General features: G+C 42.4%; 24 protein-coding genes. 10 read left to right on the top strand and 14 right to left on the bottom strand.

The window, feature by feature from the left end; all coding sequences use genetic code 11:
- Positions 1-55: 55 nt before the first annotated feature.
- From K360_RS0101270 to nudC, 6 genes are read left to right on the top strand one after another with little or no spacing between them, the layout of a single operon-like run.
- Positions 56-1393 (top strand): MATE family efflux transporter, encoded by a 1338-nt coding sequence (locus K360_RS0101270; protein ID WP_024821378.1) that lies wholly within the window; start codon positions 56-58, stop codon positions 1391-1393.
- A gap of 22 nt (positions 1394-1415) precedes the next feature.
- Positions 1416-1886, top strand: a complete 471-nt coding sequence (locus K360_RS0101265) for a MarR family winged helix-turn-helix transcriptional regulator (protein WP_024821377.1) — start codon at positions 1416-1418, stop codon at positions 1884-1886.
- A gap of 8 nt (positions 1887-1894) precedes the next feature.
- Positions 1895-3529: a glucan biosynthesis protein G gene (locus tag K360_RS0101260; protein ID WP_024821376.1), complete on the top strand. Its 1635-nt coding sequence runs from the start codon at positions 1895-1897 to the stop codon at positions 3527-3529.
- Between the two features lie 18 nt (positions 3530-3547).
- Positions 3548-3910: a hypothetical protein gene (locus K360_RS0101255; RefSeq protein ID WP_024821375.1), complete on the top strand. Its 363-nt coding sequence runs from the start codon at positions 3548-3550 to the stop codon at positions 3908-3910.
- Between the two features lie 19 nt (positions 3911-3929).
- Complete coding sequence (gene mdoH / locus K360_RS0101250; protein WP_024821374.1) at positions 3930-6029, top strand: glucans biosynthesis glucosyltransferase MdoH; 2100 nt, start codon at positions 3930-3932, stop codon at positions 6027-6029.
- The gene (nudC, locus tag K360_RS0101245) at positions 5981-6829 is read left to right on the top strand and encodes an NAD(+) diphosphatase (RefSeq protein ID WP_245587074.1); all 849 of its coding nucleotides are present in this window, start codon (positions 5981-5983) and stop codon (positions 6827-6829) included. The genes mdoH and nudC overlap by 49 nt, the downstream gene beginning before the upstream one ends.
- Here the strand turns inward: nudC and K360_RS0101240 are convergent.
- Positions 6826-8004, bottom strand: coding sequence for an HD-GYP domain-containing protein (locus tag K360_RS0101240; RefSeq protein WP_024821372.1), 1179 nt, complete (start codon positions 8002-8004; stop codon positions 6826-6828). The genes nudC and K360_RS0101240 overlap by 4 nt on opposite strands.
- Before the next feature lie 194 nt (positions 8005-8198).
- On the opposite strand from K360_RS0101240, the gene tpx reads away from it, so the two are divergent.
- Positions 8199-8717 carry a thiol peroxidase gene (tpx, locus tag K360_RS0101235; protein ID WP_024821371.1) on the top strand — a complete coding sequence of 173 codons (519 nt, stop codon included), beginning with the start codon at positions 8199-8201 and terminating at the stop codon, positions 8715-8717.
- Between the two features lie 110 nt (positions 8718-8827).
- Here tpx and K360_RS10365 read toward each other — a convergent pair whose 3' ends face one another.
- From K360_RS10365 to K360_RS0101220, 3 genes are all read right to left on the bottom strand, one after another.
- Positions 8828-9232 carry a hypothetical protein gene (locus tag K360_RS10365; RefSeq protein WP_024821370.1) on the bottom strand — a complete coding sequence of 135 codons (405 nt, stop codon included), beginning with the start codon at positions 9230-9232 and terminating at the stop codon, positions 8828-8830.
- Between the two features lie 12 nt (positions 9233-9244).
- Positions 9245-9538, bottom strand: coding sequence for a hypothetical protein (locus K360_RS0101225; RefSeq protein WP_024821369.1), 294 nt, complete (start codon positions 9536-9538; stop codon positions 9245-9247).
- 173 nt (positions 9539-9711) lie between these two features.
- Positions 9712-10143 carry an FKBP-type peptidyl-prolyl cis-trans isomerase gene (locus tag K360_RS0101220; RefSeq protein ID WP_024821368.1) on the bottom strand — a complete coding sequence of 144 codons (432 nt, stop codon included), beginning with the start codon at positions 10141-10143 and terminating at the stop codon, positions 9712-9714.
- A gap of 119 nt (positions 10144-10262) precedes the next feature.
- Between K360_RS0101220 and deoC the strand changes: the two genes are divergently transcribed.
- The gene (deoC, locus tag K360_RS0101215) at positions 10263-10940 is read left to right on the top strand and encodes a deoxyribose-phosphate aldolase (RefSeq protein WP_024821367.1); all 678 of its coding nucleotides are present in this window, start codon (positions 10263-10265) and stop codon (positions 10938-10940) included.
- A gap of 25 nt (positions 10941-10965) precedes the next feature.
- On the opposite strand, the gene K360_RS0101210 is transcribed toward deoC, so the two are convergent.
- From K360_RS0101210 to K360_RS10910, 8 genes are all read right to left on the bottom strand, one after another.
- On the bottom strand, positions 10966-11892 hold the full coding sequence (locus tag K360_RS0101210) for a dihydrodipicolinate synthase family protein (RefSeq protein WP_024821366.1): 927 nt from the start codon (positions 11890-11892) through the stop codon (positions 10966-10968).
- 98 nt (positions 11893-11990) lie between these two features.
- A complete protein-coding gene (locus tag K360_RS0101205) occupies positions 11991-13148 on the bottom strand; it encodes a pyridoxal-phosphate-dependent aminotransferase family protein (RefSeq protein ID WP_024821365.1) in 1158 nt (385 codons plus the stop codon).
- Positions 13149-13187: 39 nt separating this feature from the next.
- Positions 13188-13937 carry an IclR family transcriptional regulator gene (locus K360_RS0101200; protein WP_024821364.1) on the bottom strand — a complete coding sequence of 250 codons (750 nt, stop codon included), beginning with the start codon at positions 13935-13937 and terminating at the stop codon, positions 13188-13190.
- A gap of 194 nt (positions 13938-14131) precedes the next feature.
- Positions 14132-15199 carry a butyrate kinase gene (buk, locus tag K360_RS0101190; protein ID WP_024821362.1) on the bottom strand — a complete coding sequence of 356 codons (1068 nt, stop codon included), beginning with the start codon at positions 15197-15199 and terminating at the stop codon, positions 14132-14134.
- A gap of 77 nt (positions 15200-15276) precedes the next feature.
- On the bottom strand, positions 15277-16209 hold the full coding sequence (locus K360_RS0101185; protein ID WP_024821361.1) for a bifunctional enoyl-CoA hydratase/phosphate acetyltransferase: 933 nt from the start codon (positions 16207-16209) through the stop codon (positions 15277-15279).
- 49 nt (positions 16210-16258) lie between these two features.
- The gene (locus tag K360_RS0101180) at positions 16259-17167 is read right to left on the bottom strand and encodes a bifunctional enoyl-CoA hydratase/phosphate acetyltransferase (RefSeq protein ID WP_024821360.1); all 909 of its coding nucleotides are present in this window, start codon (positions 17165-17167) and stop codon (positions 16259-16261) included.
- Positions 17164-18258 (bottom strand): butyrate kinase, encoded by a 1095-nt coding sequence (gene buk / locus K360_RS0101175; RefSeq protein ID WP_024821359.1) that lies wholly within the window; start codon positions 18256-18258, stop codon positions 17164-17166. Before buk (K360_RS0101175) ends, K360_RS0101180 begins: the two co-directional genes overlap by 4 nt.
- Before the next feature lie 54 nt (positions 18259-18312).
- Positions 18313-20943, bottom strand: coding sequence for an ABC transporter substrate binding protein (locus K360_RS10910; RefSeq protein ID WP_024821358.1), 2631 nt, complete (start codon positions 20941-20943; stop codon positions 18313-18315).
- A 226-nt stretch (positions 20944-21169) separates the two neighbouring features.
- On the opposite strand from K360_RS10910, the gene K360_RS0101165 reads away from it, so the two are divergent.
- A complete protein-coding gene (locus K360_RS0101165; protein ID WP_024821357.1) occupies positions 21170-21997 on the top strand; it encodes an aminotransferase class IV in 828 nt (275 codons plus the stop codon).
- Between the two features lie 107 nt (positions 21998-22104).
- Here K360_RS0101165 and K360_RS0101160 read toward each other — a convergent pair whose 3' ends face one another.
- Positions 22105-22968 (bottom strand): DMT family transporter, encoded by an 864-nt coding sequence (locus K360_RS0101160; protein ID WP_024821356.1) that lies wholly within the window; start codon positions 22966-22968, stop codon positions 22105-22107.
- Between the two features lie 162 nt (positions 22969-23130).
- Between K360_RS0101160 and phrB the strand changes: the two genes are divergently transcribed.
- A complete protein-coding gene (gene phrB, locus K360_RS0101155) occupies positions 23131-24486 on the top strand; it encodes a deoxyribodipyrimidine photo-lyase (protein WP_211235514.1) in 1356 nt (451 codons plus the stop codon).
- A 118-nt stretch (positions 24487-24604) separates the two neighbouring features.
- Here phrB and K360_RS0101150 read toward each other — a convergent pair whose 3' ends face one another.
- The gene (locus K360_RS0101150) at positions 24605-25171 is read right to left on the bottom strand and encodes a biotin transporter BioY (protein WP_024821354.1); all 567 of its coding nucleotides are present in this window, start codon (positions 25169-25171) and stop codon (positions 24605-24607) included.
- Between the last annotated feature and the right edge of the window lie 21 nt (positions 25172-25192).

The raw sequence follows: 25192 nt of genomic DNA, 5'->3' as shown, positions 1-25192 counted from the left end.
ATATGCAACGTTTTCTGTCTATACTATTTCCTTGCTTTTATATGGAGGGATATGTATGGATAGATATGCTTTACTTGCAAATGAAAAGGTTGGACGCCTTCTGTGGAAGCTTTCCTTACCTGCTATTGTAGGAATGTTGGTTCAAGCTTCTTATAACATAGTAGATGCTATTTTTATAGGACGAGGTGTGGGAGCTCTGGGACTCGCAGGTACAGCTATCGTTTTTCCCATTCAGCTTCTAGCCTCATCTCTTGCTGTTACTATCGGAACTGGAGGGGCTTCTCTTATTTCTCGGAGCTTAGGTGCTAAAAAATTTCGTCGAGCTTACAAAGCTTTAGGAAATATGATTTTTCTCTCTCTCTTTTTCAGCACAACCCTTTTAGTAAGCGGCCTTTTACTACAAGAAAAGTTACTGCGAATATTCGGAGCTAGTGAGACAATTCTGCCTTACGCCAGGGAGTATTTACAAATTATTCTCCTCGGATTCCCTTTTGTAGGTTTTGGAATGGCCGCAAATCATGCGGCTCGTTCTGAAGGAAATGCTAGGGTAGCCATGATCAGCATGATTATTTCTGCTATTTTAAATATGGTTCTTGACCCCCTGTTTATATTTGTATTTCACATGGGAATTCGTGGCGCCGCCATAGCTACCGTTATTGCACAAATCGCTATGGCGTGCTGGATGATATATTACTTTTTCTTCTCGCAAAAAAGCTCTCTTGTCATCGCATTGAAATACTTCTTTCCACAATTGGCATATATGAAAGCCATAATAAGTGTCGGGGCATCTGACTTCGTTCGCATGGCTGCCGGCAGTGCCATTATTGTATTTCTCAACAACAGCTTGATATATTATGGTAGCGATATTTCCGTAGCTGTTTACGGCATTTTAAATCGTGCCATGTCTTTTTCATTTATGCCTATTGTCGGCATTGCACAAGGACTTCAACCTATTCTCGGTTTTAATTACGGAGCTGGCCATTTCGACAGGGCCAGAAAAGTAGTGCAGTTAGCCGTTATTGCAGCAAGTATTATGGCTTCAGCTACTTTTCTCATCGGTATTTTGTTTCCTCAAGAAATTATCGGACTTTTTACTACAGATCCTGATCTTCTGAGAGAGGCAAGCAACGCTCTGCGAATCGTTATTTTGGCTTCTTTTTTAGTAGGATTCCAAATCACAGGCTCATCAATGTTTCAGGCATTGGGAAAAGCTAAGGCGTCCCTTATTCTTTCCCTCAGCAGACAGGTTCTCTTCCTTCTTCCTCTTCTTATGATTCTGCCGCATTTTTTCCATTTAAAAGGGATATGGATTTCTTTTCCCGTATCTGATATTCTCTCTTTTCTTATAACAGCCAGACTTTTTTTCCGACAATATCAGATACTTAAACCATGAAGAAAGACGGTGTGCTATTAATATGACCAGCAATGACGCTCCTCCACAACTTGGCAGGTGGCTTTCGTGTCTCTATCGGCAAATGCAGTGTCTTCTAGATCGAGCCTTTGAACCAGTAGGGCTTGGAAGTGGAAACTATGCTTTTCTCCTCGTTCTCAAGAAACAAAATGGACAAACACAAGAAGCTCTTAGAGGAACTCTTCGTTTCGATAAAGGGACAACTGCCAGGGCTCTTAAAAAATTAGAGTATCTCGGTTTTATAGAACGTCATCGTTGTAAAGATGACGCACGAGCCAATCAAGTTTTCCTCACTTCTCGAGGGGAAAATGTGCTACCATTCGTGGAAAAGGTCTTAAAAGAATTAAGTTCTCAAATTCAAGAGGGTTTGAGTCCAGAAGAAAGAGCAACCGCTTTTTATCTTATTTCCCGCATGGCATCTAATGCTTTGTTGTTGAAGAATGATGAACTTAGCGTTCTGTTTAATAAGGAGTGATGATCTCTATGAAAGCATGGAAGTTCAGAAATATCCGATTCGGATATATTGCTTTATATACACTGTTGTTCTGCGTTCTTTTTTTTCCATACTCTCTCTTTGCCGCATCGTCTTCCCCAGGAGAAAATTTTGGATTTTTGGCTGTGGCAAAACAAGCACAGGACCTCGCCTCCAGACCATATATAGACCCACAAGGAACCGTTCCGGAAATACTCGCAAAGCTCTCTTACGATGAATGGCGCGATATTCGTTTTATTCCTGAAAAGGCTCTTTGGAAGGGCGAGAAACGATCATTCTCCGTGCAATTTTTCCATCTTGGAATGATCTACAACCGAGCTGTGCATGTTCACATAGTGGATCGGGGAAAAGTAGAAGATTTTTCTTTCTCCGCAGATTTATTCGATTACGGGAAGAATGTTTTGAATAAGAAATCTCTTCCTTCGGACCTCGGTTTTGCCGGCTTCAGAATTCATTACCCTATCAATACAAGAGAGTACTCCGACGAAGTTGCTGTTTTCCTTGGGGCCAGTTATTTCCGAGCTGTGGCTCGCAACCAGCAGTACGGTCTTTCTGCGCGAGGACTGGCTGTTGACACAGCTCTTCCTTCAGGTGAGGAGTTCCCTTGGTTTAAAGAGTTCTGGCTCGTAAAACCTGCCGCTAATGCACAATCCATGGTTATTTACGCTCTTCTCGATAGTCCTAGCTGTACAGGAGCCTATAAATTTACAATTACCCCTGGAGACGAAACAACCATGGATGTGATCTGCACTGTATTTAAACGCAAAGACACGCTAAAACTAGGGATCGCTCCTCTCACTAGTATGTTCTTCTATGGAGAGACTTCTAATGGGCGACCAGGTGATTTCAGACCAGAAGTTCATGATTCTGATGGGCTTCTGGTAGCAACAGATGATGGCCGATGGATATGGCGCCCTCTCATAAATCCAAACCGCCTCTTGATCTCTGAATATAAAGGATATGGTGTTAAGGGATTCGGCCTTATGCAGCGTGATGTAAACTTCGATCATTACCAAGACCTTGAAGCCTGGTATGAGAAACGGCCAAGCCTCTGGATTATTCCCGGCGAGGAATGGAAAAAAGGGCATATAGAGCTTATAGAAATTCCTACCGACAGCGAAATAAACGATAATATCGTAGCTTTCTGGGTTCCAGAAATGAAAATCGGAAACTCCGATACAAAAGAACAAAGTGGAAAGAAAGGAGAGCTCCCTATTCCGCTCACATTTACATACACCATGAAATGGGAGTACCCTTCCTCTCTTTTGAAGATAGAGAAACCTGCCCTAGCTGCTCATACACGTTCAGCTACAGAAAAAGCAGAGGGAGTATATCGTTTTATTATTGATTTTGAAGGCGAGGAACTTAATAAAATATCGGCTGAAACTGGCCTGGCCAGCGATATTAAAATAGAAGGGGACGGAACTCTACTGGGAAAGCAGCTTTTGAAAAATCCAGAAACAGGTGGATGGAGATTGAGCTTCCAAATAGCTGTTCCCATCGACAAGTTAAAAAGTGTGGTACCAGACCGCAAGCCTGTTGTCAAACTTTCAGCTTTCCTTAAAAAAGGGGAAAATATCCCTGAACCTCTTACAGAAATCTGGACCTATGACTTTCGTCCCTAGGTAAGGAGGGGAAATCCTATGCCAACACTACAACAAAAAAACATGGAAACATGGCAAGTTGTGCGAGACAGAGTATTACTTTATGTTCGCGCTATGGATCTGCCTCCTTTTGAGGGGCTTGAGATTGCGTTGGAGTCTTTAAAACAAGCAAACACCTACAGCATAGAAGAGGCTATGAATAGCTTGGCTTATACAATCGAGAAACGAGGGCTCAACAAAGGTGTTCTTGATGCGCAGGGAGAGCATATAGCCTCTATTCCTTCTATGAACAGAGGCGTTATGGTTTCAAAAAATTTCGATCGAACGCCATGGCTTACAGCCCTTAAAATTTTTATTCATCGATGGACACGAGACCTTTTCGGGCCATCGAGAACACGTTAATTCAAGGAGAAAAGTATGGATGAACGTTCAAGAGAATAGAGAGATCAAATGGACACGTTCTGCAAGCTGGCGAAGGATTATTCTCCTTAGCCTTATTATAGTCCCTACCATTACAGCCAGCCGTTACATGGCGGGAGTCTTGCCCTATAAAGGTGAAACCCCCTTAGAAATAGGGCTCGTGGTGGTATTTGCCATCCTTTTTGCTTGGATATCCATAGGCTTTTGGACAGCTATGCTGGGATTTCTTGTGCTTTTAAAACAGAAAAAGAGCTTTTCATTAACATCAGATATTAAGAACACTCCTTTGGATATAAAAGATCCAGAGGCAAAAACTGCTATTTTAGTGCCCATTTACAATGAAGATGTTCATCGGGTTATGGCTGGCGTACGCACAACATTACAGACCCTTCGAAACACTGGACAAGATCAGAATTTCCATATTTTTATTCTGAGCGATACCACAGACCCTGACGTTTGGGTTCATGAGGAAACTGCCTGGTATGAGCTTTGTCGTGAAGAAGAGGCTTTTGGGTCTGTCTTTTATCGTCACAGAAAAAGCAACGTGAAAAGGAAAAGTGGAAACGTAGCAGATTTTTGTCGCAGATGGGGGAAGAGTTATCGATACATGATTGTTTTCGATGCAGACAGTATCATGTCAGGCGTTACCATGGTTCGTATGGTGCAAATTATGGAACAGCGACCTGATATAGGAATTTTACAGACGCCTCCAGCGGCAGTAAACCGGCAATCCCTTATATCCAGAGTTCAACAATTCGCAAACCGAGCCTACGGCCCTATCTTCGCTGCCGGCCTTCACTTTTGGGTTCTTGGAGATGCCCAGTACTGGGGCCATAACGCTATTATTCGCGTGGAACCTTTTATGGAGCATTGTCAACTTCCTCGTCTTCCCGGGAAAGGCCCTCTCAGCGGGGATATTTTGAGTCATGATTTCGTAGAGGCAGCTCTTATGCGCCGTGCAGGATATGGCGTATGGCTTGCTTACGATATGGAAGGAAGTTATGAAGAAACCCCGCCTACTCTCCTTGATGAACTGAAACGGGACCGACGGTGGTGCCAGGGGAATTTACAGCATCTTCGACTTATTTTTACAAGAGGGCTTTTCCCTGTTCATCGGGCTCTTTTTATAAACGGCGTTATGTCTTATGGTTCTGCGTTCCTGTGGCTGTTGTTCCTCGTCTTAAGTTCTATAGAAGCAATAACAGAGGTCATCATTGAACCACAATATTTCCCTTCTGCCGAACTGGCCCTCTTCCCCGAATGGCCCGTCTGGTATCCTCATTGGGCTATCACACTTTTAGGATCTACAGTCCTTATCCTTTTTCTTCCCAAAGTATTGACCATCCTGTACATTACCTTTGTGGAAAAAAAAGCGCACCAATTTGGCGGATTTATTCGACTCTGTTTCAGTGTTCTTATAGAAATTGTACTTTCTACCCTTTTGGCACCTATCCGCATGATTTTCCACAGCCGTTTCGTAGTAATGACTCTGGCAGGACGAGCCACTGGCTGGGGGACTCAAACACGAGACGATCGCGGAACAACGTGGGGAGATGCTTTTCAATACCATATAGGTCAAACTCTTTTAGCCGCTTTGTGGGGCACTTTGCTGTACGAATTCAACCCCTCTTTTTTTTGGTGGATGTCTCCTATTTTAGGAGCCTTGTTCTTCTCAGTCCCAATATCGGCGCTCACGAGCCGGGTCAGTATTGGGAAAGCATTAAAACGTAATGGCATATTGCTTACTCCAGAGGAAAAAAACCTTCCGCTGGAATTGAAAATACTCGACGAAAAAATGGAAGCCCCTTTATCGTATACTCCGTTTCCTCTTCCTCGAGAACAGGGGTTTGTTCGTGCTGTAGTGGACCCTACTGTTCTGGCACTCCATACATCTTTAATTCTTCGTCACAGGATCGCATCTCCTTCCATACGTCGTCGGCGGGAAGACATTCAGGAGAAGGCGCTACTTTACGGTCCCGAAAGTTTAACTCAAAAGGAAAAGATGGAACTTCTGCGAGATCCCGAACAGCTCAAAGAACTTCATCAGAGGGTATGGCGTATCCCCGAATGGGAACGAGCTGCTCAGTGGGGACTCGAATAGGGAAAGGGCTGAAATTTTCTATGAAGCAAGAATCATTTATGTTCATTTTTCGGAAAGACCATCTGCTGCTGAAAGAAAATCCTTCCTCTTCTTTCTTTTCTGTTGCTGAAAGCACTCAACTAGCCTTACCTTATATACGGCAGGGAAGCGTAGGATCTCCTAAGGGAGAAGGTCACTTCTGGGGGGAAGTGTCAGAAGATACGTATCCTCCTGCTGGAGCAAAATTTGTCTCTCTTCGAAGCCTCTACGATCTTTTAGGAGAGAGAGGTTTTAACGTAGCTGGACAAGCATACCAAATCATGAACTGGAGACGGACAACTCAATTTTGTGCTTCTTGTGGTTCAGTACTGCGAGAACATGTTATAGATAGAGCCTTAGAGTGTCCTGTTTGCCATACAATAACCTATCCGCCTGTTACACCTGTAATCGCCGTAGCCATAGAAAAAGATGGACATCTTCTTTTGGCGCGCAGCCCTCATTTCCCTCCCAACCGTTACAGTATTCTTGCTGGTTTTGTAGAACCAGGAGAACAACTTGAGGAAGCTGTTGCCAGAGAGGTAAAAGAGGAAGTAGGGTTAGAAATTCAAGATATAACTTATTTTGGGAGTCAGCCTTGGCCGTTCCCCCATACTCTTATGGTAGGTTTTACTGCTTCGTGGAAGGCAGGCAATATACAAATTGACGAGAAAGAGATTGAGGCTGCCGACTGGTATTCTCCTTATTCCATGCCGGAAATACCACCTCGTGCCAGCATTTCTCGCCGTCTTATTGATAACTATCTTGAGCATACGAGAGATTAGTGAAATTCGCGCAGAATCACCGAGTCTTTTCGCTTCCCTACATCATCAAGCGCGGAACGAACAAAGAGGTGAGGAGCTGAAGAGAGATCCAAAACCACGTGCTCCTCATATCGCTCCCCTTCTTCGTCTGTTTTAAGCAAGACACGGGGACGGAGAATACTTTTCTCTCCTGCCGCAATAACAATACCCATTCGATTGTCCGAAAGTTGCACTACTGTACCTGGCGGATAAATCCCAACAGCCCCTAAAAAAGCCGACACTACAGCTTTGTCAAAATGATACTCGGCATTCTCTATAATAATAGAAATAGCGCGATGAAGAGGCACAGATTCTTTATATATCCTTACTGTAGTTAATGCATCGAAGACATCTGCTACTGCGGCAATACGAGCAGGAAGAGGAATATGAGCCCCACAGAGATGATACGGATAGCCGGTTCCATCCACTCTTTCATGGTGACCCTCTATAACTGCAAGAATATCTTTGTCATCCACTCCAAGTTGCTTTGCAATACTTGCTCCATAAATAGGATGTTTTTTTACCTCATCGAATTCCTTTTCTGTGAGCCTAGAGGGCTTGTTTAAAATAGAAAGAGGAAGCCTAGCTTTTCCTAAATCATGGAGAAGACCACCAGTTGTAACTGCCTCTACCAACGAATTGTTTTCAGGAGCAAGGCGATAGGCTAAAAAACCACCGAGAAGCGCTACGTTAAAGGAATGAACAAAAGTATATTGATCCTGTTCTCGAACATTACTGAGAGAAAGAAGTATTCTGGGGTTGTTTGTAATCGTCAGCGCCAAGAGGCGCCCTATTCTAAGGAGAGGAACGAGACATACCTGAGATACTTCTCCAGAAGCAATAGCACTGAAATTTCTTCGAATTTCTTGAATCGTCTGGAGAGTAAGGCGGCGATCTACAGGATTTGAAGGGACCTCCATAGCATCCAGTACTTCAAAAATTTCACTGAGTATGAACTCTACATCCTCTCGGACAGTAACGTATCGAACTCCTTGATCTGCTAAAGAATGGGCAAGAGACAAACGGGAGTCTCCCATTTTAGAAAGACTCGTTCCTTTGGGGAGCAATAAAGCTCCCTTCTGTGAAAGAACATCTTCCATGATCATTCCACTGCAGCAAGGAATATCCCACACAGGAATTTTTCGTGCTAGATTCATAAAAACGCCCCCGATTTAAAAAAGCATCGATCCCTTCTCCACAAAAATTTTTTACTCTCTATTATATTTTGATTATATTTATTTTACTCATTTTCAGTTTAAATACTACTACACTTTTTAATTAAAAGAAAAGAGCTTCATTTTTATGATAAAATAAATATACTGGTATAAAGTATATGGAGGTGAAGATAAACATGGAAAGAACCGGAATCGTTACAATGAAAGGAAATCCTTTGACCCTCATAGGGCCGGCACTCTCCTTAGGAGATGCGGCTCCAGATTTTACCGTCTTTGATCAGGGTTTAGCTCCAAAAACTTTAAAAGATTTTCAAGGAAAAATTAAAGTCATATCCGTTACACCTTCTCTTGATACTCCGGTTTGCGACCTTCAGATCCATTGGTTCAATGAAGATGCAGCAAAACAGCCAGATAATGTGGTTGTATTAAATATCTCCATGGATCTCCCTTTCGCGCTAAAACGTTTTTGCGCTACTAAAGGAATTGACAGAGCTATTGCTCTTTCAGATTATCGCGATGCCTCTTTCGGAACAAATTGGGGAGTATTGTTGAAAGAGCTCCGCCTTCTTGCCAGAGCTGTTTTTGTTGTAGATAAGGATGATACTATTCGCTACGTAGAAATCGTTCCAGAGGCCACCAACGAACCCAACTATGAAAAAGCAATAAAGGCGCTTGAGCAACTCACAAGAAAGTAAAAGCTATATACTCCCTTCATGTGTTGAAAAGAGGAGCTTGCACAGATATTTAATCACAATAATAAGGCCGAAGCATGGGAAAACTTCGGCCTTATTATTTTTTTACTGAGTTAGTTCTCCTTAACTTCTTCGATCGTCTCCACTGAGATATACATCTTCCCACTACCCGAAGAGGAGCGCAGTTTTCCTTCTATACGGACAGGAGTATCTTCCTGTCTTGCCAAAACCCATCTCTGAATAGCTGGGTCAAAGGCTCGCATGAGAAGGAAATCGCGGCGAATACTGCCATCCTCCCATGGCGTTTCCTGTTTTACGGAAAAAACAAGATATTTTCCTACGCGGCTTTCTTGGAAGCTTTCTCCCTCTACAAAGTGAAGTTTTCCTGATATCTTTACTAAATTTTCCACCATTGCTACCGTCCAACTCCTTTTTCCTGGCTTCGTATGGAGAACATATATACCACGAACAGGACGCTCCGCCAAGGTATATGGCAAACCACGAAAAAAGGGAGGCACAGAACCCTCCCTTTAAATTTCCTCTATTTTACGAACATGGACGTACATCTCTCCGCTACCTAACGACGAACGAACATCTCCTTCTACCCGCAAAGGCGTGCCCTCTTCACGACTTAAAACCCATTCTCGCAACTCGGGATGATACGCCCGCATAAGCAGAAAATCGCGCCGGGTGCTCCCATCACTCCACGGGGTCTCTTGTCTCACTGCAAAGGACACATATTTCCCTAACCTGTTCTCGAGAACCTTATCCCCCTGTACATGATGCAGAGTCCCGGCCACCGTAACGATGTTCTCCGTCAGCATATGCACATCACTCCTTGTGGCTGTGGATTTTTGAGAGTTTTTATATCTCTCGTTCTTACTTTACACTGGAATATGTTTTGTAACAAGTGCCTTAAAGGTTGACCTTTTCTAGAAAAGTTCCTTTGTGAAAGAAAACCTCCGAAAGGATCTATTTCTCTTCGGAGGTTTTCTTTTTACTCGTGGATTTCAACTATGGTTATATCGAAAATAAGAGTTTTTCCCGCCAACGGGTGATTCGCATCGAGAAGCATCCCTTTTTCCGATACATCTGCAACTAAAGCATTGAAAGTATTACCGTCTGGAGTTTGAACTTGCAGTACTTCTCCAACCTTTGGGTTGAGGTCATCTGGAATATGTTCGGCAGGTACTTCCATGGTCAGTTCCATTTCGTACTCGCCATAAGCTTTTTGGGGGGGAACGTTTATTGTCTTCTCTTCCCCAACGGTCATGCCTAAAACTGCTTTATCAAAACCATCAATAACCTGGCCAGATCCTACTTTAAATTTTAGCGGCTCCCTGCCTTCAGAGGCATCAAAAACTGTTCCATCTTCAAGGGTTCCCTTATAATGAACCGATATAGTGTCTCCATTTTTTATTTGAACCATGAGGCCCTCCTTTTGTAGCCCCTCTTTTCGAAGAGCGTGGGATCATTCTACCCTTTAAATTCTTCTTTTTAAAGGTGGTAATATAGTAAATAACCTTAAAAGAATCAGGAGGTGCCATTATGAAACTCTATTCCTCCCTCGAAAAGTGCATTGATAATACGTTATTAAAGCAGACGGCAACTCTGCCAGAAATTATTTCCTTCGTCGAAAAAAGCGTACCTTATGGTTTTAGAAGCCTGGTCATTCCTCCCTTTGCTCTGGGAAAAGCTATATCCAGAGTTGAAGGGCGTTCCTGCCATTTTTCCGCTGTAGTAGGCTTTCCCCTTGGATATATCCCCACCCTGTTAAAATGTCGGGAGATAGAAGCATATCGTAATATGGGGTCGGCTATTACTGATTTTGATGTTGTTCTTAATATAAATTTAGTGAAATCAAAGGCCTGGAACTCTCTATACACTGAAATGCAAGAACTCTCCTCCGTCACTGAAGGGAAAATATTGAAACTTATTATCGAAACTCCCCTCCTCACCCAAGAAGAAATAGAGCACGTCTGTCTTCTATCTATGGAATTCGAAGGGATTGATTTTATAAAGACCGGAACAGGCTTTGCCGGCAAACCTACCACTATCGACGAAGTCTCCTGCATTTCCAAGACCTTAAAAGGATTGAAGGGTATTAAAGTTTCAGGTGGCGTAAAAAAACTTGAACACGTAAATAATTTTCTAGCAGCAGGAGCCACTATCTTCGGATCCAGTTCTGGCATAGAAATTATGGAAGAGGCCAAACGACAAAAATAAAGGCAGGCCTCTTCCCTCTCCAATCCTAGGAAATCCCGAGATATTCTTCTCCTGTGATAGCTTTATAAGCAGCGATAGTTTTCTCATAAATTGCCCGGATTTCTTTTTTCGCTCCCTCTGATGCATTGAGGATGGGGAATCGGGCACTTCCACCAAAAAATCCTGCTATATCCATAGCAGCTTTCATGCCGCCTATACCAAAACGAGACGTTACTGCCGCATTGAGGTCGAGAAGAGCCAGCTGTAATTTCCGTGCTTTTTCTATTTCTCCAGCTTTCCATGCGTTATAGATAGTTACACAGTAATTAGGAACAACGTTGGCCACAGCAAGAGTTCCCCCTACGCCACCAAGCATAAGAGTCGCTAACAGGAAACTTCCGGAACCGGCAAAAACAGAGAAGTTCTCAGGAGCTTTTGCCACAACTTCAGCAATTTGAGTAATATTCCCCGAGCTATCTTTTATGCCTGTGATATTAGGATGATAGGCAAGTTTTACGGTTAAAGAAGAAGGGATGTTAATCCCTGTGTTTCGAGGCATGTTATAGATCATGACAGGAAGAGGAGATGCATCAGCTATTGCCGTAAAAAACTTTTCAAGTGCTTCAAAAGTCATATCGCTTTTATAGTAGGATGGCGAGACAATAAGAACTGCGCTAGCTCCTGCATCTGCACATCTTTTTGTGAGCTCAATAGTTTCCCTTAAAGACTCACAGCCTGTTCCTGCTATTACTTTTTTATGTGGAGAAAGTCTTTTCCTGGCTTCTGCAACTAAAGATACTTTTTCGTCTTGGGAGAGAAGAACGAACTCTCCGTTGCTGCCAAGGATAACAAGACCTTCTAACGACGTGGCATTAAACTTCTCTATATTTTCCTGAAAACGTGCCAGATCAATGCGTTCATCATCTCCAAAAGCTGTTGCTATTGGGGCAAAAATTCCTTCCATTCCAGCCATACCTGCGTTCCTCCCATCCATATAAGAAAAGGGAGCTCTATGCAGAGCAAACCCCTCTTTCCCGTGCTAAGAACGAGAACATCCTGAAGAGAAAGAGTTTAATGCTCATCTACAAGCCCTTGTTGTAGAACGCTCAACCCCGTACCAGGTTCTACATTCATACCACATCGCATGGCAGCCCTTTCAACAGATGCTACTGCCGAGACGAGAGTATGTTTATCTATATTGCCCATATGTCCCATTCGAAAACCTTTTCCTGCATATTCGCCAAGGCAACCAGCTGTTTGAGTTCCTTCCTCAGCAAGGATTTTTCGGAACTGTAAATCATCTACATTGGCGTCTTGAGGATAGAGATATACAGAGAGAGTGGGTGCTCGGAACAATTTTTCTGCTGCCACAGTAAAACCTATGGCCTCAAGAGCCCCATCTGCAAAAGCAGCCTGACGAAGATGTCGAGCGTAACGTTCAACAATCCCTTCTTCTTTAATAATCTGCAGAGATTCTTTCAACGCCCAGATCAGATTAATTGCCGGCGTTCCCCAATATTTGGAGGGATCGTGCATTACAGGAAGCCATTTTTCGAAGTCTATATAGGATTCGGGAATGGGATTTAAGGATTTTCTTTTCTCCACAGCCTCTCTACTTGCCCAAAGGATGGCAAGGCCGGGAGCAACGCCAAAAGCCTTCTGCGAACAGGAAAGCAACACATCAATCCCCATAGGGTCCACATATTGCGCTGCTCCAGCAGTAGCAGCAACGCCATCAACAACATAGAGAGCCCCATGAGCTTTTACTACTTTACCAATTGCTTCTATGGGAGCTACTACCCCTGTGGCAGTTTCTACGTGAGTAACTGTCACAACATCGTATTTTTTCTCTACCAACTTTTTCTCTACATCATCCGCTGTAACAGACGTACCCCAAGGAGCTGAAAGGACATCTACATTAAGCCTTTTTCGCTGACACATCTCAATGAATCTGTCGCCAAAAAAACCATTCGAGCAAATCAACACATGGTCCCCCTGTTTTGTAATGTTGGCTATAGCCATTTCCATGGCTAATGTTCCAGAACCAGCAATTACAAATACTTCACCACTACATTTCCAAAGCTCTTTCAGATCGGCCAGAACTTCCTTATAATCCTGAACAAAGAAGGGATCTCCAAAAGCAACTGTTTCCCGACCCATTTGGTCTTGAATAGACCGAACAACAGGCGTTGGCCCTGGGATCATAACCAGTTTAGGTGTTCGAAGCATACCCTACTCCTCCTTTAGCCATAAAGGGCTTCTTTAGTTTTATGTGTTTTGGTTCCTCTCTTTTTCATAGCGTATTAAAGCCTCGCTAATAAACTTTGCCGTCTGACAAACCTCTTCTCCATACTGAGAGATCACCTGAAAATCTAAACGATATACTGGAGCTGAAATACTAATCGCACCTACAGGGTCTCCATGAGCATCCATAATTGCAGCCCCTACGCAACGAAGACCTTTTTCGTTTTCTTCATCATCAATGGCATATCCTCGATTTTGAATTTTTTGCAATTCAGAGAAAAGGCCAGGAGTCGCCTCTTCTCCAAGAAATTGAATAACTTCTTCTTTAGGAAGACAGGAAAGTATCGCTTGTCCTGCTGAAAGGCGGGTTAAAGACCCTTTCACTCCTACTCTCGAATGCATACGAACTTGGTAAGGACTTTCAAGTTTATCGAGGTAAAATAACTCCCCTTTTTCGAAGATAAAGAGATGAACGGTCTCTTTCGTTCCTCTATTCAGCTTCTCTAAAAAAGGCCTGGCTACCTCGGCAAAAGCTACTTGAGAACGATAGGCATCAGCTAAAAATAATGTAGCCGGTCCCATTTCATACGAACCTTCTCGTTCAATCACCATGCGCTGGACTGCGAGACTGTCGAGAATTCGATATACGGTAGCTTTCGGGAGATTCACACCTCGAGCTATCTCTGTAACACCCATAGGCCTCTTTTCATGGGCCATAAAAAAAAGGAGAGTAAAAGCTCTATCTATAACTCGAATTTGACTCTGGTTTTTCATTATTTGTTTCACTCCATGGATTTTTCATCTATTATACGAAACCAAAATAATCATAACATTCTCTCTTTTTTTTGCAAATAAAACTTCGCCAGATCTTTATGAAAAGACGAACACAGCCCCTCGGAAAGACTTTTCCGAGGGGCTGTGTCTGCAATCTAAGGCCCTCATGAATGGGGCCCTTTTTCTCTTCATATTTAACGATATTCTCTCGGTTTTTCCTGACCTGTAAGGACACGAAGCGTTCCTTCTGCTAATGCTCTTAGCTCATCCTCTCCAGGGTAGACAAAAACTGGAGCAATGAAAGAAACCCTTTTTCGGATTTTTTCCACAAGGCTTTCACTATACGCAAGGCCTCCTGTGAGGATAATTCCATCTACCAAACCTTTCAACACCGCAGACGAGGCCCCTATTTCTTTTGCAATCTGATAGGCTAGGGCTTCAAAAATAAGAGCCGCTTTTGCGTCTCCGGCCTCGATCATTTGTAAAACTTCTCTCAAATCATTCGTACCAAGATAGGCGACAATTCCGCCTTCCCCTACTAAACGCCTTAAAAGACCATTCAAATCATATTGACCGCTAAAGGCAAGGTGTACAAGAGTCCCTGCAGGTAAAGAGCCAGATCGTTCCGGGGTAAATGGTCCTTCTCCGTCAAGAGCATTATTCACATCTATGACTCGCCCATGATCGTGAGCTCCTACAGATATACCTCCACCCATATGGGCTACTATAAAAGAGCATTCCTTATACTCTTTCCCTAGTTCTGAAGAAGCATGACGCGCAACCGCCTTCTGATTAAGCGCATGGAAGAGAGAGCGACGCTCTATTTCTGGCAATCCAGAAAGGCGTGCTTCGGGAATCATCTCATCTACAACAACTGGATCTACAGTATAAGCCTTCCCACATCCACTTTCCTGAGCCAGCCTAAAAGCCAGGGGGGCTCCAAGATTACAGGCATGAGAACCGTATCGACATGATCGAAGGTCATCAAGCATTACATCGTTTATTATATAAGTACCGCCAGGAATGGGTTTCAAAAGGCCACCTCTTCCCACTATAGCATCAAGAGAAGATGGGTCTGTATTATGTACTTCCAATATTTTTTTAATTTCTATAAAACGGAATTCTTCCTGAGCTGAAATGGAGGGGAACTGTCGGATCTGATGGATCGGGTACCTTTGTGCATCATCCCAAACCTGAGATGTGTCATCGAAAAGAGCTATTTTAGTACTCGTAGAGCCTGGGTTTATGGCAAGTATCCTCACGATTGCTCCTCCTTCTCTTTTGTAGAGAGGGCTTTAAAAGCCCTCTCTACATGAGGTATATTTAATTGTATTAGGGGTTATTCTTCGAAGGATGAAAGAACAACAGCTGCGGCTATGGAAAGAAGTTTGGCTCTCGGCGAATCAGCACGACTCGTCAAGATAACTGGTGCTGCCGCTCCGAGAATTAAACCAGCTGTTTCGTTTTTCGAGAAATAGACAAGAGCTTTGACCATCATGTTACCAGCTTCAATATCTGGAACCAGAAGGATATCGGCATGCCCCGCCACTGGAGATATTATTCCCTTCGTGCGAGCAGACTCTTCACTTACTGCGTTATCAAGAGCGAAAGGACCGTCAACAATACAATTTTTAATCTGACCACGACGATTCATCTGAGTCAATGCCGCAGCATCAATAGTACAAGGCATGTCAGGATTAACCACTTCCACAGCTGCCAATACTGCTGCCTTAGGTTCTGCAACTCCAAAAGCTCGAGCAAAATTCACTGTATTTTGAAGAATATCTGCCTTGCCCTGCAGATCAGGATACATATTAAAAGCTGCGTCTGCAATAAAGAAAACTCTATCGTATCCTTCTACAGAGTGAAAATAGCAGTGGGAGATGGTATTTTTCCCCTTACGTAGCCCCACCTCTTTGTTCAACATTCCGCGAAGGAAATGGTTGGTATGGAGCTGCCCTTTCATATAGATATCAGCTTTGCCGGAAGAAACTTTTTCTACGGCAGTCAAGCCCATAAATGCCTCTCCTTTAACCTCGTCCACTATTTCATAATGAGCTAAATCGATATTAGCTTCTTTCGCTGCCTCCTCTATCTTTTCCTTGTGTCCAACCAATATGGCTTCAGCAAAACCAGCAATTCTGGCCTCTTCAATGGCAGAGAGAAGACCTGCGTCTTCCGCCATTGCAACAGAAAGCTTTTTGGGCCCTTTTTCCGAACCAATTTTCTTTGCATACTCAAGTAGTTGAGTCAGAGAGCGAATCTGTTCCATGAGAATTAAAGACCTCCTTGATAGAATTGATAGAATTTAAAATAAAAAACTAATCTTTACTCGCTACCACAGCTCCAAGGGCTATAGAAAGCAATTTTGTTTCCATAGAATCGAAACGACTAGTGAGCACTATTGGTTTTTTAGCTCCAAGGATAACACCCGCCCCCCGCCCCCCAGTCATATACAACAGTACTTTACCTATCATGTTACCCGCCTCTATGGAAGGGACTAAAAGCATGTCAGCATGTCCTGCTACAGGCGAATCAATACCTTTAATCTGCGCTGCCTCTATACTTACAGCATTATCAAGAGCAAAAGGCCCATCGAGAGTACATCCAGTAATCTGACCTCGGCGGTTCATTTGGGTAAGAGCCGCAGCATGGAGAGTGGCAGGCATATCAGGATTAACCACCTCTACAGCGCCTAGAGCTGCAATGAGGGGATTACTAACACCAATTTTATGGTAACACTTTACCGCATTTTCTACGATAGCAACTTTAGCATTCAAATCTGGGTACATATTCATACCCCCATCAGAGATACCAATGACTCTTTTCTGGAGAAGAGGTATCTCAAAAAGGAAAAGGTGGGAAAGAAGAGATCCAGTTCGAAGCCCCCACTCCTTGTTCAAAACAGCATGAAGCAACGTCGCAGTTTTTATGAGCCCCTTCATCAAAAGGTCCGCATCTCCTGATGAAACCATCTGGACAGCTTTTTCCGTTGCGGAATAATCATCTTTCTCTTCGATAAGAGAAAGTCCCGCAAGATCGAAACCATGTTCTTCTGCTTTAGCACGAATGTTTTTAGGGTTACCGATAAGGAGTCCATTAATCAATCCTAACTTGTGGGCTTCACATACTGCCCCAAGAACATCGTCGCCGTAGGGGCAGGCTACGGCAAGGTTCATACGTCGCCCCTTTTTACACATATCGATCAGAAAATCGAGGTTGTGCATCATTCTATTTTCCCTCCCACAAGACTTTGTTCGTATATTTTAGCTTTTTCTTCTCCCCTAAGAACCCGAAGGGCTCCATCGGCCAAAGCTTTCATCTCGTCTTCGCCAGGATAGACTAAAACTGGTGCTATCCATTGAACACGGTTCTGTATCAAAGCAACAAAATCACTATCGTAAGCAACTCCTCCTGTAATCAGTATAGCGTCTACTTTACCGGCCATAACTGTAGCCTGAGCAGCAATTTCTTTTGCAAATTGATAGGCCATCGCTTCATAAGCCAGCTTCGCCTTGGCATCTCCCGACCCTATTCTTTTCTTTACTTCCCTCATGTCACTCGTCCCTAGATAGGCCATAAGACCACCTTTTCCTACGAGCTTACGGAGCATGTCTTTAAGGCTATACTGGCCACTAAAACAAAGGCGTACAAGATCTACTGCAGGCAATCCCCCTGCTCGCTCTGGAGAAAATGGGCCAAAATCGTTACCGCTGTTAAGATCTATCATACGCCCTTGGCAATGGGCACAAACAGTAGAGCCGCCACCGATATGAGCCACTACAAAGTTCACCTTATCCCAAGGCTTACCAAGATCTCGCGCAGCTAATCGCACAGTAGCTTTCACGTTTAAAGCATGAGCTAAAGATATTTTAGGCAATTCAGGAAGACCTGTAATCCTCGCTACTTCATCCATTTCATCTACAGCTACAGGGTCCACAATAAAGGCGGGGATATGAAGAGGATTTGCTATAGCATCTGCAAGAATTCCACCAAGGTTTGAAGCATGTTCCCAAGGCTTTCCCAGCTTAAGTCTACTTAACAAAGCGTCACTCATAGTATATGTTCCTCCAGGGATGGGGTCTACAAGACCTCCTCGACCCACTACTGCACTAAGAGAATGGAAAAATGCGCCATGAGCTGTTGCCGCTTCTTGAATCGTTGCCAAGCGAAATTCAAATTGATCGACGATATGGTCGTACTTGGCCAGTATTTCGAGGTCATGATGAACGGTTTCCCTCCACTGTTCCTCATCGTCGTGAAACCAAGCAATCTTTGTGCTTGTAGAACCAGGATTAATAGCCAACACTTGGAAAAACACGCAAGTACCCCCCTTCAGACAAGTGAACGTGCGCCTTCTTTTCGTCGAACCACATTATACATGAATAGAAGAACGTAATACGTTGTCCCATATAGTATTTCCATGTCGCGCAAAAACATCTATGCATGTATCTACAACCTGAGGATCGAACCAATCTCCACGGTGCTCTTGAATCTCTCGCAAAGCTGCATCTACCCCCAACGCGGGGCGGTATGGACGGAAAGAAGACATTGCTTCCACTACATCCGCCACTGAAATAATTCTGGCTTCAAGGCGTATTTCATCCCCTTTTAATCCACAAGGATACCCTGATCCATCAAAACGCTCATGATGTTGTCGCACAATATCGGCAATCGGCCATGGAAAACAAATAGAAGAAAGAATATCGGCTCCATAGTGAGCATGTTCTTTTATAATGGCAAATTCAGCCGCATTGAGGCTACCGGGTTTACTGAGAATAGATGATGGTATGGGGATTTTTCCTATATCGTGCACAAGAGCCGCATAATAAATAGTGTCAACTTGGAAAGAAGATAAATGCAGGGCTCTCCCTATAAACCGAGCTAAAATAGCTACATTCTGTTGATGTCCTACGGTGTAAGGATCTTTAATTTCCAGTAATCGTCCCATTAGATGAAAAGTTTCCTGAAATGTCTTTTCTAACAATAAAATATTATCGCGAAATAATTGATTTGTCTTCCTACGCGATAAAGCAGCTCCAAGCAATAAAGCGACGATTTCAAGAAGGTTTTTTACAGAATTTTTTGCCTCTCCCTCCCAACAGGATGCACACGTCAAACATCCTGCAACTTCATCTTCACAAAGAATGGGGAGCATATACACCGATTCCTTAGGATAGGGTTTAAAAATTCTATTTTTGTCAAAAGAAGACCAATAAAATGGATACTCTTCACCAAAACAAAGCATGGTCTGAGACGAAAGGACTCGTTTTAAAGGCTCTACTTCATCGAAAGTCAATGGAAAAGATTCTCCACCCCCCTCTTTTGCATCCCTATGCCGCACATAGGCTATTCCTCTGTCAAAAACAGATGTATCGAAGAAAAAAAACGCCATATAGCGAGTTTTTGTAATCTGCCAAACTTCATGAAGAACGGCAAGAACCGTTTGCTCAAAAGGATCTTCACTCACAAGATGAGCTGATGTAGATGCCACTATTTCCTTCATTCGTAAGTGTTCTCGAACGGCTTCTTCTCTTTTTTTTGATGCGGTATTATCTGAATAGATGCCGTAACACCCTCGATAGAGTCCATCTACTACCAAAGGGTATGTAGAAATAAGAACTGGCAGAGGAACCCCATTTTTTCTCACTCTATACGTCTCTTTTTCACTTATAACGCCACCTCTGACTGTTACTTCTGAAAGCTCCCTGGCATTTTTTAAAAGATCAGGACTATCGGTAAGCAAAAGATCGGCATCTTGCCCTAAAACTTCCTTTAGTTTATATCCAAACATTCTGAGAAAAACCCTGTTAGCCCTCACAATCCTTCCTTTACAATCTGTAAGGATTGTGCCATGAGGAGCGTTTTCAAAAAGCTTCTCAAGAAGTTCCGTTTCAGAACGAAGAGCCTCCATTTCTATTTTAAGCTGCCTATCATTCCAAAAAAGGGCGAGGGCGAGGATAAAAAGGATTGTCGTAATGGCTGCACTTATAGCAATAACTCTGCGATACTTGTATAAAAAACTTTGAGGTTCGTTCACAAAAACAGCGAGGTATGGAACATCTCGTAAAGAAAGGGAACGCGACTCCAGCGAAGGGTAGTTAACCATAAAAATTGGAGAGTCCTCACGAATCGGGATATCAGAAGGAGGCGTGCCTTCCAGTGCTTGTATAGCCAAAGTAGCTGCTTCACGGCCATGCTCTTTAGCCTGTAAGACACTGCCAGCCAAGGCACCTGCCTCTATCATAATATCCCAAAAGCTAAATATAGGAGCGTCGGTAGCTTGCTGAATAAAGGATATAACCTCTGCAGGAGACATATATTCTTCCTCTCCATTGCTGGAAAATTGCAACAGAAGAACGATGGTCTGAGATGGAAGAGATTTTAGGGCTTTCTCTAATTCCTTGTGCGAAAACCCTAAAAGATCAATTTCTTCTAGTTCAACTGAGAAGGGAATTATACTCTGACGAAAAAGAGAGATAATACTCATAGCAGTGGGAGACAAGTCGCTAATAACAGCAATGTGTCTCGTATAAGGATAGAATCTTAAAGCCAAACGCAGCGTTCCTTCTATGTCAACTCGCTCTATAATTCCAGTCGTGTTTGCCCCTATTTCATCGGGAGAAAAATTACGGCTATTCACCCCACAGAAAATAAAAGGTATTTCCCCGAAAAGTCTTTTGCCAGAGTGAGCGAGGAAAGAAAAAGCTTCATCATCACAGCATAAGATGGCATCGAGAGGAATATTCTGATACTTAAGCCGAAGAGTATTTTCAAAGTGTGCTATATATTTGCCCGGAACGGAGCGCTTTGCATCAAGATATTCTACAAAAATTCTTGTTGTACTATTCCATTGAGAAAAAGTTTTCATAATTCCATCGGTTAAACCATCAGACCAAGGATAGCCTTCATGATAAGAATGCAAAACGAGTAGCGTTGGAACATGAGAGATTGAAGTTTTTCCATAGATGGGCAAGGGGAAAAGGAACAACAAAAACAATGACACTATAAGAAAGCATCTTTCACAGTGTCTTGGCCATTTTTGCACTATTTTTATAAACATGAAATCATTGCAAAAGCGCCAGAAGAACAGGACAAAGCAGCCCCCTTTAGATCTTTGTTTTAATATCATACCATTCTTATCTGTTAGAAGAAAAACTGATGCATCAAATTTCCTTTCACGTTATACTAGCCATCGCAGCTAGCGAAAATATGAAGAGGTGAACAATGCTATGAACCTATGTTATATGAATGGAAAATATCTCCCTTTAGAGGAAGCGACCCTCCCTGTTACAGACCTTATTATTCAACGAGGTGTAGGCGTTTTTGAAACAATTTGCACTCACTCTCGGCGTCCTTTGATGCTTCGATCTCATCTTGAGCGCCTTGAAGGTTCCGCTATTTCTTCGTCAATGGTTATGCCTCTCTCTCTAGACCATTTTGCAGAGATAATAAGAGAAGGTATCGCAAAAATGGACTCAGAAGTCCTTATCCGTCCATATATAACTGGAGGCGACTCTTTCGGAGAGAATCAGCTTTTCAATTCTCCTCGTTTCTTTGTACTTTTTGAGACTGTTGAAAAGCCAAACCAGGAAATATATGAAAAAGGAGTCACTCTTCACCCCATTAACGCTGAACGATATCTTCCCAGCGCTAAGAGTATTAATTACATGCTCTCCTTTACAGGGCAAAAAGCAGCTAAAGGAACCTTCGAAATACTTTATTGTCCAGAAGGAGAAATAGTAGAGGGAGCTCACAGCACCTTCTTTCTTGTAAAAAATAACCGAATTATTACGGCCCCTACGACTCGCGTTCTTTCAGGAACAACTCGAAAAATTATTTTAGAAATAGCCCGGAAAGAACAAATAGAAGTGGAGGAAAGGTGTCCTCTCCTCACGGAACTTTCAGAAGCTGACGAAGCTTTTATTACTGGAACTGTAAAAGAGGTTGTACCTGTTGTACGCGTGGGAGATCAAGTTATTGGGAATGGTAAGCCTGGGGAAATAACCCGACGTCTCCACACCCTCTATCTCACAAATATAGAGAAATGGTTAGATTAAGGAATAAAACACTGTAAGAAGGCAAATAAAACCCAGTCGAGTAAATTTGATTGGGTTTTATTTACTAACATGTAAGAGAAAGAAAAGAGTTTTTCCTTTATTTTTTCTCAAAAAGAAAAAAGAAACCACGCCCCGACGAACATGAGTAAAACACCTGTAATGCGTTGGCGTATCTTTTCCTTGAAAACAATCACTGACAACAATAACGTAACCACCATGCTCAACATAGATAAAGGTTCAGCAATGCTCACTTCTACACTTTGGAAAGCGATAAGCAAACAAAGATAAGCGTAAGCATTTATAAATCCACTGGCTAAAGAAACCCACGGACGACAATGAAACAACGAGAACACTTCTTTAAATGCCCCTGTAATAACCAGCCAAATTCCGAGGTATAAAGTCACAAAGAAATAAAGGAAAAAAGAATAAAGAACAGGAGATGTTGTTGATACATTCCCTTTATCAATTACCCGTCCAATAGCCAAAAGGAGAGAGGACACCATCATCATCTGGCAAGGTCTATCGACAAACAAGGCTTTTAATGATTGATAGATGTTCTTTTGACGATTGAGGAAGGTTGCCCCATAAAGCAAAAAAAACAATCCTACCCCCTTCATGACAGATAATGATTCTGATAGAAAAACAACTGAAAGAAGGAGAAGAAAAAGTATGTTGAAATTATAGAGAGGAGAAACAAGAGATACTTCTCCTTCTGCTAAAGCCTTAATATAGAGGAGAAAAGCAAAGGAATAAATAACGCTGCTTCCTGCTACATATTTCAAAAAATTCCAATCCACATTTTCTGACATGAGAATAAAACAAACGAAAGGGGAAAGAAAAAGAGTGGCCAATCCAACAAAAAGCATCAAAGCTGCCGAAGGATTAGCATCGTTTCCTAACATCTTTACTACAATTCGTTCAAAACCAAGCAATATGATACGGCTTAATAAAGCCATGTAAGAAATACACATCTATAATCCCACCCTTATAAAAATCCGTTTACCCTACCCCTTATACTTGCTAGAATCAATAATAATATATTTTTCATTATACATATTTTCAAAAGATAAATGACTATTATTTCCCAGGAAATAAATGGGGACGACTTTTAGGAAAGAGAGGACTGAATCGGCGTGGAAAAAAGAATGCGTATTATAAGAGAAGGAGAGCTTGGGGAAGGTCCAGTAGTATATTGGATGAATAGAGACCAACGAGCTCGAGACAACTGGGCCTTGCTCGCTGCCCAAAAATACGCCCTCGAACAAAGGAAGCCTCTGCATGTACTATTCTGCTTAACCCCATCCTATCTTCATGCAAACAAAACAATGTATTCATTCATGATTCACGGGCTTGAACGTGTTAGAGACGAACTTGCTTCTTATAACATCCCCTTATGCATACTATCAGGTGCAGCTCCTCTTTCCCTACCACAGACATTAGAAAACATTAAAGCCGCTGCGCTATTTACAGACTTTAACCCCCTTCGCATTAAGAAAGAATGGATTTATCAAATAACGGAACAAATCCATATCCCTTTCTATGAAGTGGATGCTCATAATATTATTCCTTGTTGGACAGCCTCCCCTAAAAGGGAATATACTGCCAGGGCATTCCGATCTAAAATTAATAAGTTACTTCCCTCTTTTCTTACAAACATTCCTCCTCTTTTGTTTCATCCTTACTCACAAACTATAGAGACAGACCCCTTTCAGGCTGTAGTTGAAAAAGTATTTCCTCATTTTAATAATATTCCATCCCTACAATGGACTCCTGGGACAACGTACGGGATGAAGAAACTTGAATTTTTTCTACAGACAAAAATATCTCAATATAGTACACAAAAAAATAACCCCACTGTAGATTGCTTATCCGGCCTCTCCCCCTATCTGCATTTTGGGCATATTTCTCCTCAACGAGTAGCTTATGAAGTCATATCTTATAAGGGGGAGGAAGAAATAGACACTCAATCACGAGAAGACTTTTTGGAAGAACTTATTGTTCGAAGAGAATTAGCCGATAATTTTTGTTTTTATACAGATAACTATGACACATTCGATGCATTCCCTGATTGGGCAAAAAACACATTGAACAAACACCGTTTCGATTCTCGCCCATATTTTTACTCCTTAGAATTACTTGAACAGGGAGAAACACATGATCCTCTCTGGAATGCGGCTCAGAAAGACATGTGCATTCATGGGAAACTTCACAGTTGGCTTCGAATGTATTGGGCGAAAAAAATCCTTGAATGGTCCCTCTCTCCAGAAGAAGCCTTGAAAAGAGCAATCTACTTAAACGACCATTACGAAATAGATGGACGAGACCCCAATGGATATACAGGCATAGCATGGTCTATAGGCGGCATTCATGATAGACCTTGGCCCGAAAGGCCTATCTTTGGGAAAATTCGCTATATGAATGAAAAAGGCGCGTATCGAAAGTTTCACGTGAAACATTATATCGATAGTGTTACGATTTTAAATCCATGATTGGTCAAATAAAATCAAACCCTATTCCCTCTTATTTTGCCAGTCAAGTACGGACATTATAAAAAGGGAGGCCCCCTAAAAATTTTTTAAGGGCCTCCCTTTTCCTTGACTTTTTAAGTTATATTGTTATAAATCCAGATTTTTGAAGAAGAGGAACAATTCTCCACGCAAAAAATGTAGCTCCTACTCCTTTTATAATATCAGAAAGAAGAAAAGGCATAACTCCTATCTTAAATACACCGAACCAACTCACAGCTTTTCCTGCTATTAAATTAAGATTTACATATAGGCCAACCATTCCCATACAGTAAATTACAAAGAGACCAACAAAAGCAGCTATCCCATATAGAAAAATATTCTCCTTAGGAATATCTATTTTCCAAACAATGCTTCCAGCTACCCACGAAGCAATAACAAAGCCCACTAAGTAACCAATCGTAGGAGACAAAAAAATTTGCACGCCTCCTCCGCCAGCAAAAAACGGGAGGCCAAGAACACCAAGCAAAAAATAGAGAAGTTGAGATAAAGCGCCATTTTTAGGCCCCAAAAGCATTCCTGCTAACAAAACCACAAAAACATGCAATGTCATAGGTACAATTGGAAAAGGAATGCGTATTTGCGCACTCACTGCCGTTAAAACAGAAAAGAGAGAAACAATCGCCATGCTACGAACAGAAAATCTCACAAAAAAGCACCTCCCTATGTT

Origin of the sequence: Aminobacterium mobile DSM 12262, from assembly GCF_000526395.1 — a bacterium.
Classification (GTDB): domain Bacteria; phylum Synergistota; class Synergistia; order Synergistales; family Aminobacteriaceae; genus Aminobacterium; species Aminobacterium mobile.
This window is presented reverse-complemented; position numbering and strand designations above follow the sequence as displayed.

What these genes read in the sequence shown, in the direction of transcription:
- K360_RS0101270 (WP_024821378.1), top strand. Translation starts at nt 56, where the DNA reads ATGGATAGATATGCTTTACTTGCAAATGAAAAGGTTGGACGCCTTCTG.
- K360_RS0101265 (WP_024821377.1), top strand. Translation starts at nt 1,416, where the DNA reads ATGACCAGCAATGACGCTCCTCCACAACTTGGCAGGTGGCTTTCGTGT.
- K360_RS0101260 (WP_024821376.1), top strand. Translation starts at nt 1,895, where the DNA reads ATGAAAGCATGGAAGTTCAGAAATATCCGATTCGGATATATTGCTTTA.
- K360_RS0101255 (WP_024821375.1), top strand. Translation starts at nt 3,548, where the DNA reads ATGCCAACACTACAACAAAAAAACATGGAAACATGGCAAGTTGTGCGA.
- mdoH (WP_024821374.1), top strand. Translation starts at nt 3,930, where the DNA reads ATGAACGTTCAAGAGAATAGAGAGATCAAATGGACACGTTCTGCAAGC.
- nudC (WP_245587074.1), top strand. Translation starts at nt 5,981, where the DNA reads ATGGCGTATCCCCGAATGGGAACGAGCTGCTCAGTGGGGACTCGAATA.
- K360_RS0101240 (WP_024821372.1), bottom strand. Translation starts at nt 8,004, where the DNA reads ATGAATCTAGCACGAAAAATTCCTGTGTGGGATATTCCTTGCTGCAGT.
- tpx (WP_024821371.1), top strand. Translation starts at nt 8,199, where the DNA reads ATGGAAAGAACCGGAATCGTTACAATGAAAGGAAATCCTTTGACCCTC.
- K360_RS0101225 (WP_024821369.1), bottom strand. Translation starts at nt 9,538, where the DNA reads ATGCTGACGGAGAACATCGTTACGGTGGCCGGGACTCTGCATCATGTA.
- K360_RS0101220 (WP_024821368.1), bottom strand. Translation starts at nt 10,143, where the DNA reads ATGGTTCAAATAAAAAATGGAGACACTATATCGGTTCATTATAAGGGA.
- deoC (WP_024821367.1), top strand. Translation starts at nt 10,263, where the DNA reads ATGAAACTCTATTCCTCCCTCGAAAAGTGCATTGATAATACGTTATTA.
- K360_RS0101210 (WP_024821366.1), bottom strand. Translation starts at nt 11,892, where the DNA reads ATGGCTGGAATGGAAGGAATTTTTGCCCCAATAGCAACAGCTTTTGGA.
- K360_RS0101205 (WP_024821365.1), bottom strand. Translation starts at nt 13,148, where the DNA reads ATGCTTCGAACACCTAAACTGGTTATGATCCCAGGGCCAACGCCTGTT.
- K360_RS0101200 (WP_024821364.1), bottom strand. Translation starts at nt 13,937, where the DNA reads ATGAAAAACCAGAGTCAAATTCGAGTTATAGATAGAGCTTTTACTCTC.
- K360_RS0101185 (WP_024821361.1), bottom strand. Translation starts at nt 16,209, where the DNA reads ATGGAACAGATTCGCTCTCTGACTCAACTACTTGAGTATGCAAAGAAA.
- K360_RS0101180 (WP_024821360.1), bottom strand. Translation starts at nt 17,167, where the DNA reads ATGATGCACAACCTCGATTTTCTGATCGATATGTGTAAAAAGGGGCGA.
- K360_RS0101165 (WP_024821357.1), top strand. Translation starts at nt 21,170, where the DNA reads ATGAACCTATGTTATATGAATGGAAAATATCTCCCTTTAGAGGAAGCG.
- K360_RS0101160 (WP_024821356.1), bottom strand. Translation starts at nt 22,968, where the DNA reads ATGTGTATTTCTTACATGGCTTTATTAAGCCGTATCATATTGCTTGGT.